The organism is Gardnerella piotii, from assembly GCF_003397585.1.
Classification (GTDB): domain Bacteria; phylum Actinomycetota; class Actinomycetes; order Actinomycetales; family Bifidobacteriaceae; genus Bifidobacterium; species Bifidobacterium piotii.
The window spans coordinates 582888-597608 of record NZ_QJUV01000001.1 but is presented as its reverse complement, the minus strand read 5'-3'; the positions used below and the strand labels follow the sequence as shown (position 1 = coordinate 597608).

Below are 14721 nucleotides of genomic sequence, written 5' to 3'. Positions count from 1 at the left end.
ATCAACTAAAACATTCAGCTAACATTAAGGTTTGTTCTAAATATTTTATTGTAATTTTACTAAACTAATACTATTTGCCGTAAATTTTACACATAAATTACTAACAAACCGTAAAAATACGCATTTCAAGGTTTTTGAAGAATTTTCCCAGGTTTTTTTAAGGTAAGCTTTTCGGGTGTGTCGTGTCGCTTGCGCGGTCTAAGCGCGAACGATTTTCCGCACTTTGTACCAAATTTGACCTAAATCACGTACAAAAAGCGGAACATAACTCCGCATTTTATACCAAATTTGAACTATAAAGCGGAAAACCTTCCGCTTTATGTAGTGCGTTTGTATCAAAAACACCGAAATTCGGTACAAACGCACTACAAGAAATCGGAATCTCGGCGATGGATGCTACGCAAAAGTTCAAGCACATAAGAGGGCTGGGTGATTCTTGGTCGAACAGTATAAGAGAGGCAGCCGATACCAAATAATCCAATGGCACACGCCTACAAACAAACTTCAACCAAAAACAAAATCAAAGCCAAATCGGAACAACCGCAACAACAATCAACACGTAAGAGGCGGAGCGTTGTGCGAATCGACGACTTCGAGCTGCATAGCGCGCGAGAAGTCACATCGATTCGCTGAGCTTGCTCAAAGTTGAAAGCACAGTGTGCTTTCAACGCAAGCGAGGGCGTGAGCGCGCTGTAACGCGCGAGCGTAGAATTAGCCAGCCCTCTAGCAACACCAAGCAAAGACGTGAGCTCGCGAAGGCAGGTCATATCGTTCGCGCGTTACAGCGCGCTAACGTCTTCGCCGCACGTAAAGTCCACTGGACTTTATGCCTTAAGCCAAATCACGCTTTGAAGGAGCTTGAAATGCGTTATGCAATTTCAAGCTCAGTCAAAGCGCAAACACACTACAGGTTTATCAATGCCAATCTCTTCATTTACTAGCAAACTATACTTTTCACACTCCTTCAGGCTTACCAATACGTATAATTCACATCCCACAAAATACATAAACCAATAATGGAAAGCTAACTTGACATTTGCTTTCAAAACAATTATCCTATATGTAAAGCTAGCTTTCCGTTAGGAAGGAGAATGTAATGTGAAAAATAGACTTGAACAAATTAGAAAAGAAAAAGGCATAACCCAAGAAGAACTTGCCGACGAACTCGAAGTATCAAGACAAACAGTCGGTTCTTTGGAAAATGGAAGATACAACCCATCAATCATATTGGCATACAAAATTGCTAAGTACTTTAATTTAACAATCGAAGAAATATTTATATACGAGGAAGATAAAAAATGAAAAAACAAAAAAACCAGAATTTTTGGTACATAGGATATGTAATAGGAATTTGCGGACTAATTCTTGCACTCACTCTTAAACTGAACGAATCCGTAGAAATTGTACTGTCAGTTGTTTTTGTTGCAACTATCTCACTTTCACACGTAAAGATCATGCACTATAAGATGATGGAAAAAGACCACACCTACAAAATAAATGTTAACGATGAAAGAAACGAGAAAATCAAAGATAAAGTAAATGCAACAATGGCATTCATACTAATGCACCTAATGGGAATAATTGCCATAATTGCATTTATCACAAAAGCATATTTGCCAGCTGCTCTTTTAGCTATTTCGATCGCCTTTTCTCCATTAATCATGTTTTTTATCAACAAATATTATGAGAAAAAATATTAAAACCAGACCCACCCACCCATTTACTACTTATTACGAAGCAAACCAACTTTCATAAATTCTTTATCTCCAATACGGAACTTTTTACTATTAAACGTCACTCCCATAATTCTGCTAATAATATACTCATCAGTTATAAGCACGAAATACTGCTTATCTTTTTTATCCACCAAATAATACTGATCAGCCCCAAGAGTGGAAACAGCTTTACTGAAATCATATATGCCAAACAATGGCAATCCTCCAAGGAGAGTAGAAAACCATCCAACAAAATTATCCACCATTTTCTCAGATGAACTGCTATAAGTCTTAACAACAGTTAGCATATTGATTTCTGAGTCAGGATATTCATCTAGGACAATCTGCTCTTTAATTTTCGACTTCTTAAAACCGCTCAACCTACCGTCGAAACCATATTTATTGAGATTAATAGGCTTCTTAATAATAGAAAAATCAACGCTATTGTTCTCATCCAAAAGATAATCAACACTCACGCTTAGAGCAGATGCAATAAATTTCAGATTCTCTATATCTGGCAAACCCCGATTCGTTTCCCATTTTGCTACAGCAGCACGAGATACCATCAATAATTCCGAAAGCTCCTCCTGCGTCAACCCAGCTTCCAGACGAGCCTTTCTAATTTTTTCCCCCAAAGATATAACACTACTCATGACACAACTCCTTTCAAATCACTTATTACACATCATGAAATTACTTGACGGAAACCAAAATAGTATTGAAACATTTGATTTATATACCGCCTAATTACAAACTAACAAATAATTTACAACGGAAAAAGAAACAAGGTGAAACACTATAGTTACCAACTGTAACAGCATGAGAAATCAAATAATGTAGGGAACTTTTTTACGATTATTTCACCGTTTTGTTCCCTAAAACATAAGCAACTAGAGCACGCAAATATGGATGCTACTATCTGACAATCACTATCTGGCAATCTTCAGATACTCTTCGATTTTGGCATCCAACCACTCTGCCCTACTACCAATCAACCCTACTACCAATATGCCCTACTGCTCTTTGCAATTAGCCCAGTGCTATATTCATAAGTATAGGTGTTCTGCATACAAGCATCACTCGGCGACCAGCTTCCATTTGAAGATTTTGAAGCCTTAAACAGAATATAAAGACCACATTTTCCATCCTGAGAGTCCCTGTTATACTGCAGATAAGTAATGTCCGAACGGCTTTCACTCAGAACAAAGTACATATCCCCCTTGGCGGTATAACTCTCCTTGAACGCAAAGCCTTTCGCCGCAAAATACTTATCAAATATCTTAAGCGCTGCATTTCTTTCCCTCTTTGATTCTAAATCACGCTCAGTGTCATCATGCAAATCGGAATTTTTCTCTGGCTCTTCAGCCTTTAATCTTGTATCTTTTAATCTTGTATCTTTCCTGTTATTGCGATTAATTCTGCTATACCATTCAGATTCACTTATTTTTGGATCAGTATCACTTGAATCTTTCATTGGTCGAAGATACTTAAGGAAAAATGGGCCTTCAGACTTATAAAGATAATACTCAAAAGGAGCATACATGTCATCCACGTGCTCTGTGTATGTACCATTATCATTTTGTTTCACAGAATATCTGCCAACAATAAACAAAACGTCAAAAAATCCAAGACCTAAGATAATCAATACACAAAGCAGAACATGTAGACAACGAAGTACAATTCTTATACCTATCTTCCGTACGAGTGAGATAAGATAAAGATTATAGAAGACACATACAAGAGAAATCGTAATCATCCAAACAACTGGCATTGCCGCGCATATAACATATACCCAAGTCTGCAAAAGCCACTGATTTGGAAGACGTACCGCAGTTATTCCAAAGAATGCAGTTAGAATACCACTTAACACAAAAAAGCAACAAAGAATCAGCGAGATTCTACCCTTCCACCGTTGCTTGCCATAGCTAAGAAAAGATTTGTTACAATCTACATTTTCACTACGAAAACGACTGTGTAGATTGCGTTGCCAAATAACACAAATAACCCAAATAAGAGAAACTCCAACAAAAAACAGAATTGCAAAACAATAGGTGATCCATCCAAAAAGCTGTAGCTTATTGGATGCCATAAAAGCAGTTCCAATAATCATTAAGATGGAAAAGATTTCCGCACTCAGCCGCAAAACCTTATACTTGGGCAATTCCTTATTTGCACTGTTAAGGTTTTCACACATTTGCTCATGTGATTCACAACATAGAGGATTTTTCTCATCTGTGGGAGTATGTTCCTGCTTTTCTTTCTCTTTCTCTCTTCTCCCTTGTAGATTATCTTTCTTTCTCAATTATTCTCCTTCAGCGCAAGTTCTATAAGTTTATCTGTATAATCAGTCTTTTCACGATTACTCACCTTTCATCTTGTATTACGCTATTAGATATTGCAGCCGTATTAACGCTTGGCTGTTTCCACGCTTAGTTTCACTGCTGTTCTGTTATATTTTGAGTTATCTTTTATCGCGTATCACATGTTTTGGTGCATTTAATCACATAATTATACATATTTTAGTGTTTTTTATCACATAATTCTACACATTGAACAGTTCACAACGCAGTGAGCACATCCATCTGTTTTGCACCCAAGATTATGCACCCAAGATTTACTCTATTCTTATCAGAAACCTCGGTAATACCATTTTCTAATTCATCATTCAAATCACCTGAGTTCACATCACTCAAGGTCTTATAAAACAATCTGCCTTAAGAAAATAAACCTCAAAAACCGTTTCTATGAACTTTTCTAATTAGATAGATTCTTGTTACGATCTTCAATACAATTGCAAATTAAATCTACAGCTTTAATACTTACAACATTTTAGCAACCCTCAATCATTTTCCCATCCACTCGCACCTGCTACATACCTACTTGTTGCCTTTGTTTCTACATTGAAGTATGTTATCAGCAATAGGAGGTACAAATTCATGGATAAAAATGAAAACATTAATTTACCTAAAACGGTCACCATTACTTTAGATCTTGACAAATTATACAATGAACTAAAAGAAAATGGTTGGAAACCTAATAGTACGGCTAAATACTACAAGCATTACATCCTTAAACATATTGACAAAGAAGATACTATTCTTGGGCCTGATGAAAGCGTGAGATATCTAATTGATCTGCTGACCACAATTTCATCCCGTCATTTCTTATCAATGATTGAACCAGGACCAGGTAAAGAAGCTCTTATAAAACGTGTTATACACGAATATGAAAAATAGGGATATACAAATATTATTTTCTTTCCAATAATGATTTAACGCGTAATAAATCATAGAAAACAATTCAAACTTATTCACAACTATTCCTCACGCGAATCATTATTTAATCCTGTCATATTATGCCCCCCATTAGTTTTTTCACTATGCTACTTCAATCTTCATATTCAACAAATTGAGTTTTCAAAAATATAGTTAATGAATGCCTTAATCATAATTGACAAATAAGCATATTAACAGCTCAAAAGCACGTTATTTGTTCGTCAATGCGCCTAATTACCGTCCTAAAAAGAACACCTATACCAACAACGGGAATCCATAATCTGAATAGTAGTTAAACTTTTGCTTTCATTTGCTTGCGTATGCTTGCAACTATTTTGTAAAATAAGGTCAGAAAGGATGCGAACACAATGACAAATACGAACGCTGTATATGCAAGAATCGATACAAATCTTAAAGAAAATGCTGAAAGCATATTGAACCAACTTGGAATAACACCATCTTCAGCAATCCAAATGCTTTATAGTCAAATCGTTTTACAAAATGGCATGCCATTTGAACTCCGCCTGCCAACTAATAAGCAGGAAAAGCCGCTTGCTTTAGGTAATTTAACTCGAGCCGAACTGGATGCAGAATTACAAAAAGGCATCGATTCACTTTCGACTGGAAAATCGTATAGTGCCAACGATGTTGATAAGTTATTCGCAAAGGAATACGGAGTATGAGCAAATCATACAGCGTCATTTATTCTCCACAAGCATTCCTTGATCTTACAGAACTATACAAATACATTCGCTTTAATTTACAAGTTCCTAAAACGGCGCAAAAACAAGTCAACCGCATTAAGAATGCTATACGTTCTCTTGAGACTATGCCTATGCGATATACACTTGTTAAGTGGGAGCCGTGGTGTTCTAAAGGAATACGCAGAATTTCAGTCGATAACTACACAGTTTTTTACCAAGTAGACGAAAATAAAACTACAGTTACTATTATTCGTATCTTCTACTCAGGCAGAAATATTGAAAACATTGCTAACGACTCAAACAACTAATGCGCGATTTGCGCAAGAATTGGGGCGAACAAAGTAGCATAATTCCAAACGTTACGAGATGCACCCACCTAATCAGCCCTAGACACCAACACGACACTCTCAACGTACGTAGAACCTTTTGCTCAAAAGAGAAGAAAACAGTCTTATAAAATCTTTTATGCAGATACTGCGGTTCTTCTCCATGGATGATGCTTTATAACAATAACAATATCGGTAAGCACAACGCCAACGACTACGCTTACCCATACTAAGCTCGGTGTAAGCAGCCAAGCGAGAACACCGAAGATAAGCAGTCGAAGCAGTACAACAATAACTAAGAAAGGCCAACTTTTTGTTAGGAATTTCTGTTGATCAGCCTTCAATGCGCCCATCAGAACCATAACCGCAGCCGCCGCGCAAGAAAATAGCATATTGCCCAAGAATATGACGAGTAGCGTGCTCCAGCCAACGATACTACCCAGCATCCACCATTGCAGTATCAGTGCAAGCAAAAATGTTGCAACATCGCATACTGCTTCAATCAGAATATTCGCAACAATTAACGAGGAGAATGTTAGAGACGTACCTCTAGGAGTGTCTGTTTTACCTTCGCTCGCATGCTGTAATGCAATTATGTTTCTCGCCTCGGCGCGCTTTACGCGCTCTTCTTCAAGCATTTGAACACCGAGCTCAACCGATTTCTTTGAAGCTTCCTGTAATTGCGCATCCGTCATACCTGGCTGCCAAGGCTTTTCAAAAACAAACAGCAACACACTAGTAATCGCTGCACCAATAATAATGCTTAGCAGCGTAGTATCAGAAACAAGCAATGAAGCAATACCAGAAGTCACCAGCAGCCTGAGCACAAAATCGATGATTCCTCTGAGTAAATCGCCAGACCTGTCATCTGGTCTACGATGCCTATTCCACTGAAGATACGCTGCACTTAGAAGCGAAAACACCACAACACTCAACGCGAGTATGACCACAGTTTCCCAACCTAGTACGCGGTGGCCTACGAACTGCTGTACAAGCAGCGCAATAATAAGCGTGCAAATACCAGCAACAGTTTCTGTAATCACATAACCCCAAAAAGCATGCTTGAAAAGCACTGGCCTTACATTCGTCTCACTCATCATCTTTCTCCTATATATTAATCCAATACCTTCTTGTTGTAACGTTTCCTCTTGATAAGCTATTTTTCACTTTGTTTTCCAAAACTCCACCATTATTTTCTATAACTTTTATCGATCCGATATTGTCATCATCGCATGTAATCAAAACCTTATGTAGATTCAAAGTCTCTTTACAATATGTAAGTGCCATAGAAAGCATTCTTGTTCCATAGCCCTTCATACATTCAGACTGTCTAATCTCGTACCCTATGTGACCACCATAGTTAATTAAAAAAGAATTTAATTCATGCCTAATATTAATTTCACCAATAAATTTTTCATTATCTATCAGCCAAAATGTAGTAGCTTTAACATAATTTTCAGGCAAATTTATACCATGTTCAATATTATAAGAACTCTCTATAATTGTCTCATAATTTCTAAAACGTCTTTCTGCATTCGGCCTAAAAATTTCATCTTCTTCATTTGCTTCTATATAACCTTGGATATATTTACTATCTGGTCTAATTAATTTCATAAGTTCCCCTTATTCTTAATATGTGATTCTATTAAAATTAGAGTCCATAATAGTCTGTTTAGCTTTAATAGTATTACTATTTAAAAAAAACCACACATACAAGCTTTATTAAAGAAAAATTTTTTTATTTTTCTAATAAGTGCAGGCTTTTCGCATCCATAAAATTTTTCTTCTCCATAAAGCACAGCTTCTACTAGAAAAATAATGTATGATACAGCCAAATATACAAACAAAAAGTGGGTGCACTTTTTAACGATAGGAAAAGCTATCGTTAAAAGGTTTAAGATTGGCTTAATAGCTTGCTGAACAATCTTACGCAATAATCAACATGCCACTAGTCTTACACCCACTATCCATACGCGAATTTAATCTTTATATAATTAACTAAATCCCATATTTATCAGCTAAAACCCTATATTTGTTAAAGTACCTTTACGCTGTTGAACCGCCACGCCAACATTCCATATTATTACACCAACAATTGCCCATAACATGCCAACAACAAGAATCACAAGTAGCGATACACCAACATTTACAGAACCATCAACTATACTACGAGATGCTTGAGTAACATGAGTTACTGGAATCACATATAACACGTATTGCATCATCTTAGGAAATACGCTAATCGGAGCAATCACACCACAAGCAATAGGAAGTATTGCACTAAGCGCGTTAGAAATAGTATAAACATCATTCATCATCATGCTTATAGCAGCTATAGCAATACCAAATCCCGTAGAAGCAACAGGAACAATAAGAAACAACAGCATCAACGCACTCATATTAATCATCAAGAAAGCACTCGGGCTTACTACAAGCATTGTTATGAACAAAGTCACAGCATCACTCACTAAAGAAATAGTAACGAGCGCAATAATACGACCAAACCATAATGGTAATGCAACTTTTGCGCTTGTAAGCACGAATGGTGTTGTGCCTTCAAAACGATCCCATGCTAGTGCTTCTGACACCGTCATACTTGTGGAAATAGAACACGCACCCATAACAGCAGCAAGAGTTGATGCAATCAAACTATGATTAAAACCCGCGCTAGTCGCATAACTAGCTGCTCCATTGAATCCTCCGCTTACAGCTCCAGCTAGAAAAACGTATAAGAACGTGGATAAAAGAGGCTCAACAATCATACGGATAACAGCAGTATTCCAACTATTTAAGCTAGGTATACTCTGTATACTCACTCTTGCACCAGTTCGTATACTAGATAAAACGCTTACGTGACCATACTGAGAATATTGATTATATTGATGCAATTCAGCGTACTTACTATTTTGAATAATTTTATTTCGCATAGTTTCAACCTGATTATTATTTCGTATCATATTATGTTCAAACTTCCATTAAGCGTTGCAAGTCGAATAGCATGACGTAACATAAAACCTGCAATAACAAGCAAAACGCTGGATAATACAACACATAACACAATCGCTAACACAGTAGTAGCATTAAACGCTTGCGCATGAGCCACCCACACTGCAGACGTAAGCGGATGAATAAACGCAATAACGCGAGCTGGCAATGGCATTGATTCTACAGGAATCACTATTCCACAAAGCATCCATACAGGAATTAAAATCAAACCTTCATAAACTGTAGCTTTACGGCATAATACAAAAATTCCAGATAATAATGCAGCAGAAGCTACGCAAGCAAGCATAGAAAGTAAGTATCCAACTAACTGCGTGAATGTTATCATAAAGAACCCATGGCAGAAAACAGCAACGGTAATAATCGCAAGCGGCATACCAATACAGCCAAGTAAAGCTGCGGATCCTACAATAGGAAGAAACACTGCAGAAGGTGAGATAACACTTAAAGTTAAATATTGCAATGTTCCTAAATAACGCTGGTATCCAATAATTCCAACAGCAGTAGTTGTAGCAGACCATAATCCAGCTATAGAAGAATCAACCCAAATATTATTAAGACAATTAGCGCAATCATGAGAAAAACCATAGTAGGCAACAATTTTCATCAACGCAAAACATACTGGAGCAAGTATCGCATTTTGCAAGAAAAACGTTGTTTTCGCTAAGCTTTTAAGCTGAAACCATAAGCCACGAATCACAGAAGCGTATGAATGAGTAGAAGTATTCATATTAAGCCTCCTACTTACTTAATGGGAGTGAGGACGGCGAAGAAGACGGCGTAACAGCAGAAGTAGAAGTAGAAGTATTTGACGCAGAAATATTATCATTTTGCACAATAGCAAGATACGTTTCTTCCAAACTTGCAGCGCGATCACCTAAACGCGTAATCCCATCAACAGGAATTTTAATATTTCGTTCTTGAGATAATGTTTTACTCCACGCGATAGTAATATTTAATACTCCGTGTGATTCAAAAACATCACACCACAACACTCCATCAAGTTTTTGCAATTCTTCCTTAACACTAGGAGTTCCACTTGATACTTCACCTTCATACGCGTACATTGTTACATGATCAATATGCTGCAAAGAAGCCAACTGCTGCACACTTCCCTGAGCGATAATATTACCGTGATTTATTACAGCAACAGTATCAGCTAATTTTTCAGCCTCACTCATCTCATGCGTAGTTAGCAAAATCGCTATTCCTTGATCTCGTAAAGCATGAATAATTTCACGTACTTTCCTAGCATTTTCAGGATCCAAACCAGTGGTAGGCTCATCTAAAAGCATAAGATCCGTTCTAGCAACCAGCGATCGAGCAATATGTAACCGCTGCCACATTCCCCTTGAAAAAGTTTGAACAGCATCATGAGCTTTATCAAGTAAATCAACTTGCTCAAGAGCATCGTGAATACGCTTTCCCTGCTCCCTATATGGAACAGCAGAAAGATCAGCAAAATAACGAAGATTATCTAATGCACTTAACTTTTGATAAAATCCTCGCTCACCTCCAAGAAGTAACGACACGTGCTTACGTGCTTCTCGAGGATTACTCACAGCATCAATATTGGCAATACGAACACTACCACTATCAGGAGCTAACAACGTGCCAACAATTTTCACGGTAGTTGTTTTACCTGCACCATTAGGGCCAAGCAAGCAAAATATTTCACCAGAATGAATATCAAAAGATACGTTATGTAAAACTTGGCGAGTTGTCTTCTTACGACCGAACCCACGAGAATAAGATCTTGTTACATTATCAATACGCAATATTAAGTTGCTAGCTGACTGCTTATTATTGTTATCGCGACTATTAGTTGCATTTTCTATATTATTATTCATTATTATTACTTCGTTCTTACGTGTTATTAAAGCTTAATTTTTACTGTTATTAAACCTTAATTCTTACTGTTATTGAATAAATTTCAACAATGAAAATCAGTTAGTCAGATAAGAAAAGATAACGCTTGCTTACAAGAACGATAAGAACGCGCAAAAACATGCAAAAAACGTGCAAAAACTAGCGCGCATGTGCAAACATAATGACAAAACATCATGCGCAATGCGTGTTTAATACTGCTAAAGAATATGTATCTTAAGCTGTTTTATGTGCTTTTATATGCCTTTCAAACCGTTCTTAAGACTAGCGATCATTTGGGCAGTCATAGCGCAACACCTCATAAACTTAAATGTGCTTTACGTGGAAAATTATATGAGCATTACGTCAAAAACTCAAATATAAGCAATCACAAAACATTTGTTTAACATTTGCAAAATACTACTATTTCTTCTTATAACCTATAGCAACATTACCTGCTTTATTAAGTCCTGGTACTTTAAGAACATCAGAACTTGACTTATCTTTTAAATCAAATTTTCCAACCAAAAATAAAGCTTTAAGCCCTGGACCAGGTAAATTGAACGATGAGTCAACTAACTTAATACGCTTATCTCCAAGAGTGACTTTAGACAAATCATAATGAGAATCCAGAATATCTCGTGACACAAAGAGATACAATTCATCCTTATTCATATAGTTTTCTGGTATACGAAACTCTTCTTGAGACACCGCTACTGTTTCCCAATGATACGACGCAAGCGCCGCCTTCTCATCATCATCAGCACATCCAGCAAGAGAAAAGAGAGTGCCTAGCAGCAGAAGCATAACAAGACAACTTTGAAAAATGGTTTTACAAAAAATAGTTTTACTTCTCATAACACTACTAGCCTCCTTTTCGTTAACACGACTCTGTATCAAATGATTATAAAACAGATTATTAAGCAAACAAGATCTACCATTCACTCTGATTACTGTAATAATCTTAATAAATATATTATTTTTTTTTATTAATTTGTCTAGATTATCGACACTAATCTCTTCATTTACTAGCAAACTATACTCTTTCATAAATAGCAAGATTCGCAGAGCCATAAGAACCAACACAATCGTGAGCGTTTAATGCTTCCAACAATATTCCCTCATAAACGAAGCAATCACCTGCGAATCTTCACCTTCATAATACTCAACAAGCAACTTCTTAAACTCAGGAACCTTATTTTCTGAAATAACCAACAAGCCATTACCATGAGAAATCAAACAGTGTATGGAACTTTTTTACAATTTCTACACCGATTTGTTACCCAAAACATAAACAACTAAATTAATAATCACTCGACAGCAAAATAGCCTTAATGCTCATTGCAGAATGAAAGTTAATATTGGAAATATTGTAGGAGTGTAAACATCCAAGACAATTGCAAACAGAGAGTTGTTAATTTTTTTGTTCAATAATCTTATCGGTAAATGCCTTTAAAAATTCTTTAGAATTGCTCCAGGAGAAATCAAACCCAGATATTTCATCTAAAACTTTACTACAAACCCATTCATACATTCCAGCCTGTTTGCTTTTATATATTATTAGGAACAATGGTTTCATTGCTTTTTTACCTAATAATATGACACTAATATATTGTTTAGAATATACTACATCGTTATACCATTGTCCTGTCAGCCAATAGAATTTATCTTTGCGCCCCTTTTCACCAATCTCATCGCATAGATTTTGTAATTGTTTAGCCACATACGTGAGAACCTTTTCATCTATGTTTTTTATTAGCAAAGTTTCATCAACACCATTTTTACTTATCTCTTTCCAGTCAACATCTTCATTATTTTCTGAGTGTATTTCATTCCTTGCAGACTTTTGATTTTCTGTTTTTAGTTCTCTATTATTATTGCTAAAACTATTCTGATTCTTACAACCTGAAATAAGTGATATAAGACAAACTACCATAGTCAAAAAAGCATAATGCTTGATATGCTTCATTTATACCTCCACCTACAACTTAATCTTTACCTAATTGCAGTTACGATTATCATGTTCAATCTTCACTCTGTTATTCACTATCATCTGCCCAATATTCATTCATCTCGTAGTACAAATCATCTTTGAGTCTAATAAAACTGACGGGATGTAAATTATGGACAAAGAATGCAGATATACAGCCTACAAAAATAACTATAGCTAAAAATCATCCGATAATCTACAGGATTTTATTTCCATACATAAACAAATGTGTGGCAAAATGAGTACACGCTTTAACGATAGAAGCGAGATATCGCAAAAGGTTTAATTGCCATTTATAACTTTCTCAATATCTCTTTTCCCATAAAGCACACGAGAAACCACAACTTCATACTTTTCTTCAAAAATAAAATAAAAAATAAGAAAATTATCACACGACACAAACCCTATGCCTTATGCAAGGACTCAAAAACCTTATCCGCAGGCTTCACATCACCAGATAAAACCGACTTATAACCCTTTTCCAACTCATCATTCAACTCACCTTGAGTCATAGAACTCACATCACGCGGCTCTCTATAACCCAATTTCACATCAAAAGGAAGCCCCTGCTGTAAAACAACCTGCTTATAAAACATGGTAATAGCACTCGAAGGAAGAAGACCCAAAGAATTCAATATATGCTCTGCCTGCTCTTTTAACTCTGGATCAATACGAGTATACAAGTTAGCTGTTTTCGCCATATAATCACCCCTTGTTTCTTACAACGATTACATGACATTGCATTGGCATTGCAATGTCACTGCATTAACATCAGCATTAACATCAGCATTTACACTTATACGTAATATTAAAAGCAAATTGCATTCAAAAACCGTAAGAAACCAGCTAATAAACTTAAAACATAACAAAATCAAGTCACAAAACTTACACAAAAACACTACTCATCTTGATATTCAAGCAAAGCATCAGTATCAATCGTTTTAATCTCAAACGTTTTCTTGTTGAAACACAAAAATTATGCTTAATCATAAGATTTGCAAGCTTCACACCATCAACCAAAATAATATGCTGATTGTAAGAATAATCTTTAGCTTTCTGCGAAAACCTAGACGTTGTAACAAAAAGACCATGCCCTTGCTTACCAGCTAGCCGAAAACCACGCTTGATTAACACCATTCTTCTTTTTCGGTGCCTTATAATTCGGCACATATCCAACCCTCACCTCATTGGGATATGTTTTCACGATATGATACTCAATGCCGTATTTATCCAGTTCTTTAAGTCCTGTCTGCCAATGACCGCTAGATTTTTTGGATATGATTATCCCAACTTTCCAAGTAAGATAAATTAACGTAAAATAAGTGAAAAATAGTCTGTCTATGACAGTAGGCATCCACTTGACTATATAAATTTAAGGAGGTTAGTTATGAAGAAATCTGTATATCAAGCTATACGATTATTCCTTTTTTCATTATTACTCCCTCTTTTAGGACTTATTATCAATTCTCTTAAATCACTCGATTGGGAAATTGTTTATGACTCACCCTTTTTACTCATTGTTATAGCTCATGCACTTGGTTTAACAAAAATTCTTCTTTACTCGATTGTTGTCAATCAAAAAACACTCGAAAACTTAGGAGTTTGTAAAACCATCGCTATCGCGCTTATCGCCCCTGCTATTGATTTATTGATATTACAAGAGTCTCCTCGGCAATTGGGTAGTAGCTGGACTTGCACGTACATTACATTTTTTATTACTCTTGAATGTATCCCAACTATAATTCCAATCATTGTTAAAGAGTTTTTACGAAGAAGAAACCAAAAGCATAAAGCCTAAAAATGCACCCACCTATTAAGCCCTTGACATCAAGACGACATTCT

At 36.2% G+C, this 14721-nt stretch carries 19 protein-coding genes; 6 read left to right on the top strand and 13 right to left on the bottom strand.

Annotated features, from left to right (window positions below; genetic code table 11):
• Positions 1-1098: 1098 nt before the first annotated feature.
• Together D0T20_RS02785 and D0T20_RS02780 are read left to right on the top strand one after the other, a co-directional pair.
• On the top strand, positions 1099-1302 hold the full coding sequence (locus D0T20_RS02785) for a helix-turn-helix transcriptional regulator (RefSeq protein ID WP_116438323.1): 204 nt from the start codon (positions 1099-1101) through the stop codon (positions 1300-1302).
• Positions 1299-1700, top strand: coding sequence for a DUF2178 domain-containing protein (locus tag D0T20_RS02780; protein WP_116438322.1), 402 nt, complete (start codon positions 1299-1301; stop codon positions 1698-1700). Before D0T20_RS02785 ends, D0T20_RS02780 begins: the two co-directional genes overlap by 4 nt.
• 23 nt (positions 1701-1723) lie before the next feature.
• On the opposite strand, the gene D0T20_RS02775 is transcribed toward D0T20_RS02780, so the two are convergent.
• From D0T20_RS02775 to D0T20_RS06495, 3 genes are all read right to left on the bottom strand, one after another.
• The gene (locus D0T20_RS02775) at positions 1724-2368 is read right to left on the bottom strand and encodes a helix-turn-helix transcriptional regulator (RefSeq protein WP_116438321.1); all 645 of its coding nucleotides are present in this window, start codon (positions 2366-2368) and stop codon (positions 1724-1726) included.
• A 347-nt stretch (positions 2369-2715) separates the two neighbouring features.
• Complete coding sequence (locus D0T20_RS02770; protein ID WP_116438320.1) at positions 2716-4017, bottom strand: MFS transporter; 1302 nt, start codon at positions 4015-4017, stop codon at positions 2716-2718.
• Positions 4018-4273: 256 nt separating this feature from the next.
• Entirely contained in the window at positions 4274-4408 is a 135-nt protein-coding gene (locus D0T20_RS06495) for a hypothetical protein (RefSeq protein ID WP_275895744.1), read from the bottom strand.
• A gap of 243 nt (positions 4409-4651) precedes the next feature.
• Between D0T20_RS06495 and D0T20_RS02765 the strand changes: the two genes are divergently transcribed.
• From D0T20_RS02765 to D0T20_RS02755, 3 genes are all read left to right on the top strand, one after another.
• The gene (locus D0T20_RS02765) at positions 4652-4951 is read left to right on the top strand and encodes a hypothetical protein (protein ID WP_116438319.1); all 300 of its coding nucleotides are present in this window, start codon (positions 4652-4654) and stop codon (positions 4949-4951) included.
• 407 nt (positions 4952-5358) lie between these two features.
• Positions 5359-5673 carry a type II toxin-antitoxin system RelB/DinJ family antitoxin gene (locus D0T20_RS02760; RefSeq protein ID WP_116438318.1) on the top strand — a complete coding sequence of 105 codons (315 nt, stop codon included), beginning with the start codon at positions 5359-5361 and terminating at the stop codon, positions 5671-5673.
• Positions 5670-6002, top strand: coding sequence for a type II toxin-antitoxin system RelE/ParE family toxin (locus D0T20_RS02755; protein ID WP_116438317.1), 333 nt, complete (start codon positions 5670-5672; stop codon positions 6000-6002). The genes D0T20_RS02760 and D0T20_RS02755 overlap by 4 nt, the downstream gene beginning before the upstream one ends.
• A gap of 155 nt (positions 6003-6157) precedes the next feature.
• On the opposite strand, the gene D0T20_RS02750 is transcribed toward D0T20_RS02755, so the two are convergent.
• The 10 genes from D0T20_RS02750 to D0T20_RS02700 form a co-directional block, all read right to left on the bottom strand.
• Positions 6158-7117 (bottom strand): hypothetical protein, encoded by a 960-nt coding sequence (locus tag D0T20_RS02750; protein ID WP_162862670.1) that lies wholly within the window; start codon positions 7115-7117, stop codon positions 6158-6160.
• 10 nt (positions 7118-7127) lie between these two features.
• Positions 7128-7634 (bottom strand): GNAT family N-acetyltransferase, encoded by a 507-nt coding sequence (locus tag D0T20_RS02745; RefSeq protein ID WP_116438315.1) that lies wholly within the window; start codon positions 7632-7634, stop codon positions 7128-7130.
• A gap of 404 nt (positions 7635-8038) precedes the next feature.
• Positions 8039-8977, bottom strand: a complete 939-nt coding sequence (locus D0T20_RS02735; RefSeq protein WP_116438313.1) for an ABC transporter permease — start codon at positions 8975-8977, stop codon at positions 8039-8041.
• Positions 8974-9753, bottom strand: coding sequence for an ABC transporter (locus D0T20_RS02730; protein ID WP_116438312.1), 780 nt, complete (start codon positions 9751-9753; stop codon positions 8974-8976). The genes D0T20_RS02735 and D0T20_RS02730 overlap by 4 nt, the downstream gene beginning before the upstream one ends.
• Positions 9754-9763: 10 nt before the next feature.
• Positions 9764-10873: an ABC transporter ATP-binding protein gene (locus tag D0T20_RS02725; protein WP_116438311.1), complete on the bottom strand. Its 1110-nt coding sequence runs from the start codon at positions 10871-10873 to the stop codon at positions 9764-9766.
• Positions 10874-11312: 439 nt separating this feature from the next.
• Positions 11313-11747, bottom strand: a complete 435-nt coding sequence (locus tag D0T20_RS06380; RefSeq protein WP_162862715.1) for a hypothetical protein — start codon at positions 11745-11747, stop codon at positions 11313-11315.
• 240 nt (positions 11748-11987) lie between these two features.
• Positions 11988-12128 carry a hypothetical protein gene (locus D0T20_RS06375; RefSeq protein WP_162862669.1) on the bottom strand — a complete coding sequence of 47 codons (141 nt, stop codon included), beginning with the start codon at positions 12126-12128 and terminating at the stop codon, positions 11988-11990.
• Between the two features lie 175 nt (positions 12129-12303).
• Positions 12304-12858 carry a hypothetical protein gene (locus D0T20_RS02710; RefSeq protein WP_116438310.1) on the bottom strand — a complete coding sequence of 185 codons (555 nt, stop codon included), beginning with the start codon at positions 12856-12858 and terminating at the stop codon, positions 12304-12306.
• A gap of 425 nt (positions 12859-13283) precedes the next feature.
• On the bottom strand, positions 13284-13580 hold the full coding sequence (locus D0T20_RS02705) for a type II toxin-antitoxin system RelB/DinJ family antitoxin (RefSeq protein ID WP_116438309.1): 297 nt from the start codon (positions 13578-13580) through the stop codon (positions 13284-13286).
• A gap of 184 nt (positions 13581-13764) precedes the next feature.
• Positions 13765-14016 (bottom strand): restriction endonuclease, encoded by a 252-nt coding sequence (locus tag D0T20_RS02700; RefSeq protein WP_240320590.1) that lies wholly within the window; start codon positions 14014-14016, stop codon positions 13765-13767.
• A gap of 250 nt (positions 14017-14266) precedes the next feature.
• Between D0T20_RS02700 and D0T20_RS02690 the strand changes: the two genes are divergently transcribed.
• Positions 14267-14677: a hypothetical protein gene (locus D0T20_RS02690; RefSeq protein WP_004128465.1), complete on the top strand. Its 411-nt coding sequence runs from the start codon at positions 14267-14269 to the stop codon at positions 14675-14677.
• The last annotated feature ends 44 nt before the right edge of the window (positions 14678-14721 follow it).

Excerpts from the sequence above, each read along its gene's own strand:
- D0T20_RS02780 (WP_116438322.1), top strand. The coding sequence starts at position 1,299 with ATGAAAAAACAAAAAAACCAGAATTTTTGGTACATAGGATATGTAATA.
- D0T20_RS02775 (WP_116438321.1), bottom strand. The coding sequence starts at position 2,368 with ATGAGTAGTGTTATATCTTTGGGGGAAAAAATTAGAAAGGCTCGTCTG.
- D0T20_RS02765 (WP_116438319.1), top strand. The coding sequence starts at position 4,652 with ATGGATAAAAATGAAAACATTAATTTACCTAAAACGGTCACCATTACT.
- D0T20_RS02760 (WP_116438318.1), top strand. The coding sequence starts at position 5,359 with ATGACAAATACGAACGCTGTATATGCAAGAATCGATACAAATCTTAAA.
- D0T20_RS02755 (WP_116438317.1), top strand. The coding sequence starts at position 5,670 with ATGAGCAAATCATACAGCGTCATTTATTCTCCACAAGCATTCCTTGAT.
- D0T20_RS02750 (WP_162862670.1), bottom strand. The coding sequence starts at position 7,117 with ATGAGTGAGACGAATGTAAGGCCAGTGCTTTTCAAGCATGCTTTTTGG.
- D0T20_RS02745 (WP_116438315.1), bottom strand. The coding sequence starts at position 7,634 with ATGAAATTAATTAGACCAGATAGTAAATATATCCAAGGTTATATAGAA.
- D0T20_RS02735 (WP_116438313.1), bottom strand. The coding sequence starts at position 8,977 with ATGATACGAAATAATAATCAGGTTGAAACTATGCGAAATAAAATTATT.
- D0T20_RS02730 (WP_116438312.1), bottom strand. The coding sequence starts at position 9,753 with ATGAATACTTCTACTCATTCATACGCTTCTGTGATTCGTGGCTTATGG.
- D0T20_RS02725 (WP_116438311.1), bottom strand. The coding sequence starts at position 10,873 with ATGAATAATAATATAGAAAATGCAACTAATAGTCGCGATAACAATAAT.
- D0T20_RS06380 (WP_162862715.1), bottom strand. The coding sequence starts at position 11,747 with ATGAGAAGTAAAACTATTTTTTGTAAAACCATTTTTCAAAGTTGTCTT.
- D0T20_RS02710 (WP_116438310.1), bottom strand. The coding sequence starts at position 12,858 with ATGAAGCATATCAAGCATTATGCTTTTTTGACTATGGTAGTTTGTCTT.
- D0T20_RS02705 (WP_116438309.1), bottom strand. The coding sequence starts at position 13,580 with ATGGCGAAAACAGCTAACTTGTATACTCGTATTGATCCAGAGTTAAAA.
- D0T20_RS02700 (WP_240320590.1), bottom strand. The coding sequence starts at position 14,016 with ATGGTGTTAATCAAGCGTGGTTTTCGGCTAGCTGGTAAGCAAGGGCAT.
- D0T20_RS02690 (WP_004128465.1), top strand. The coding sequence starts at position 14,267 with ATGAAGAAATCTGTATATCAAGCTATACGATTATTCCTTTTTTCATTA.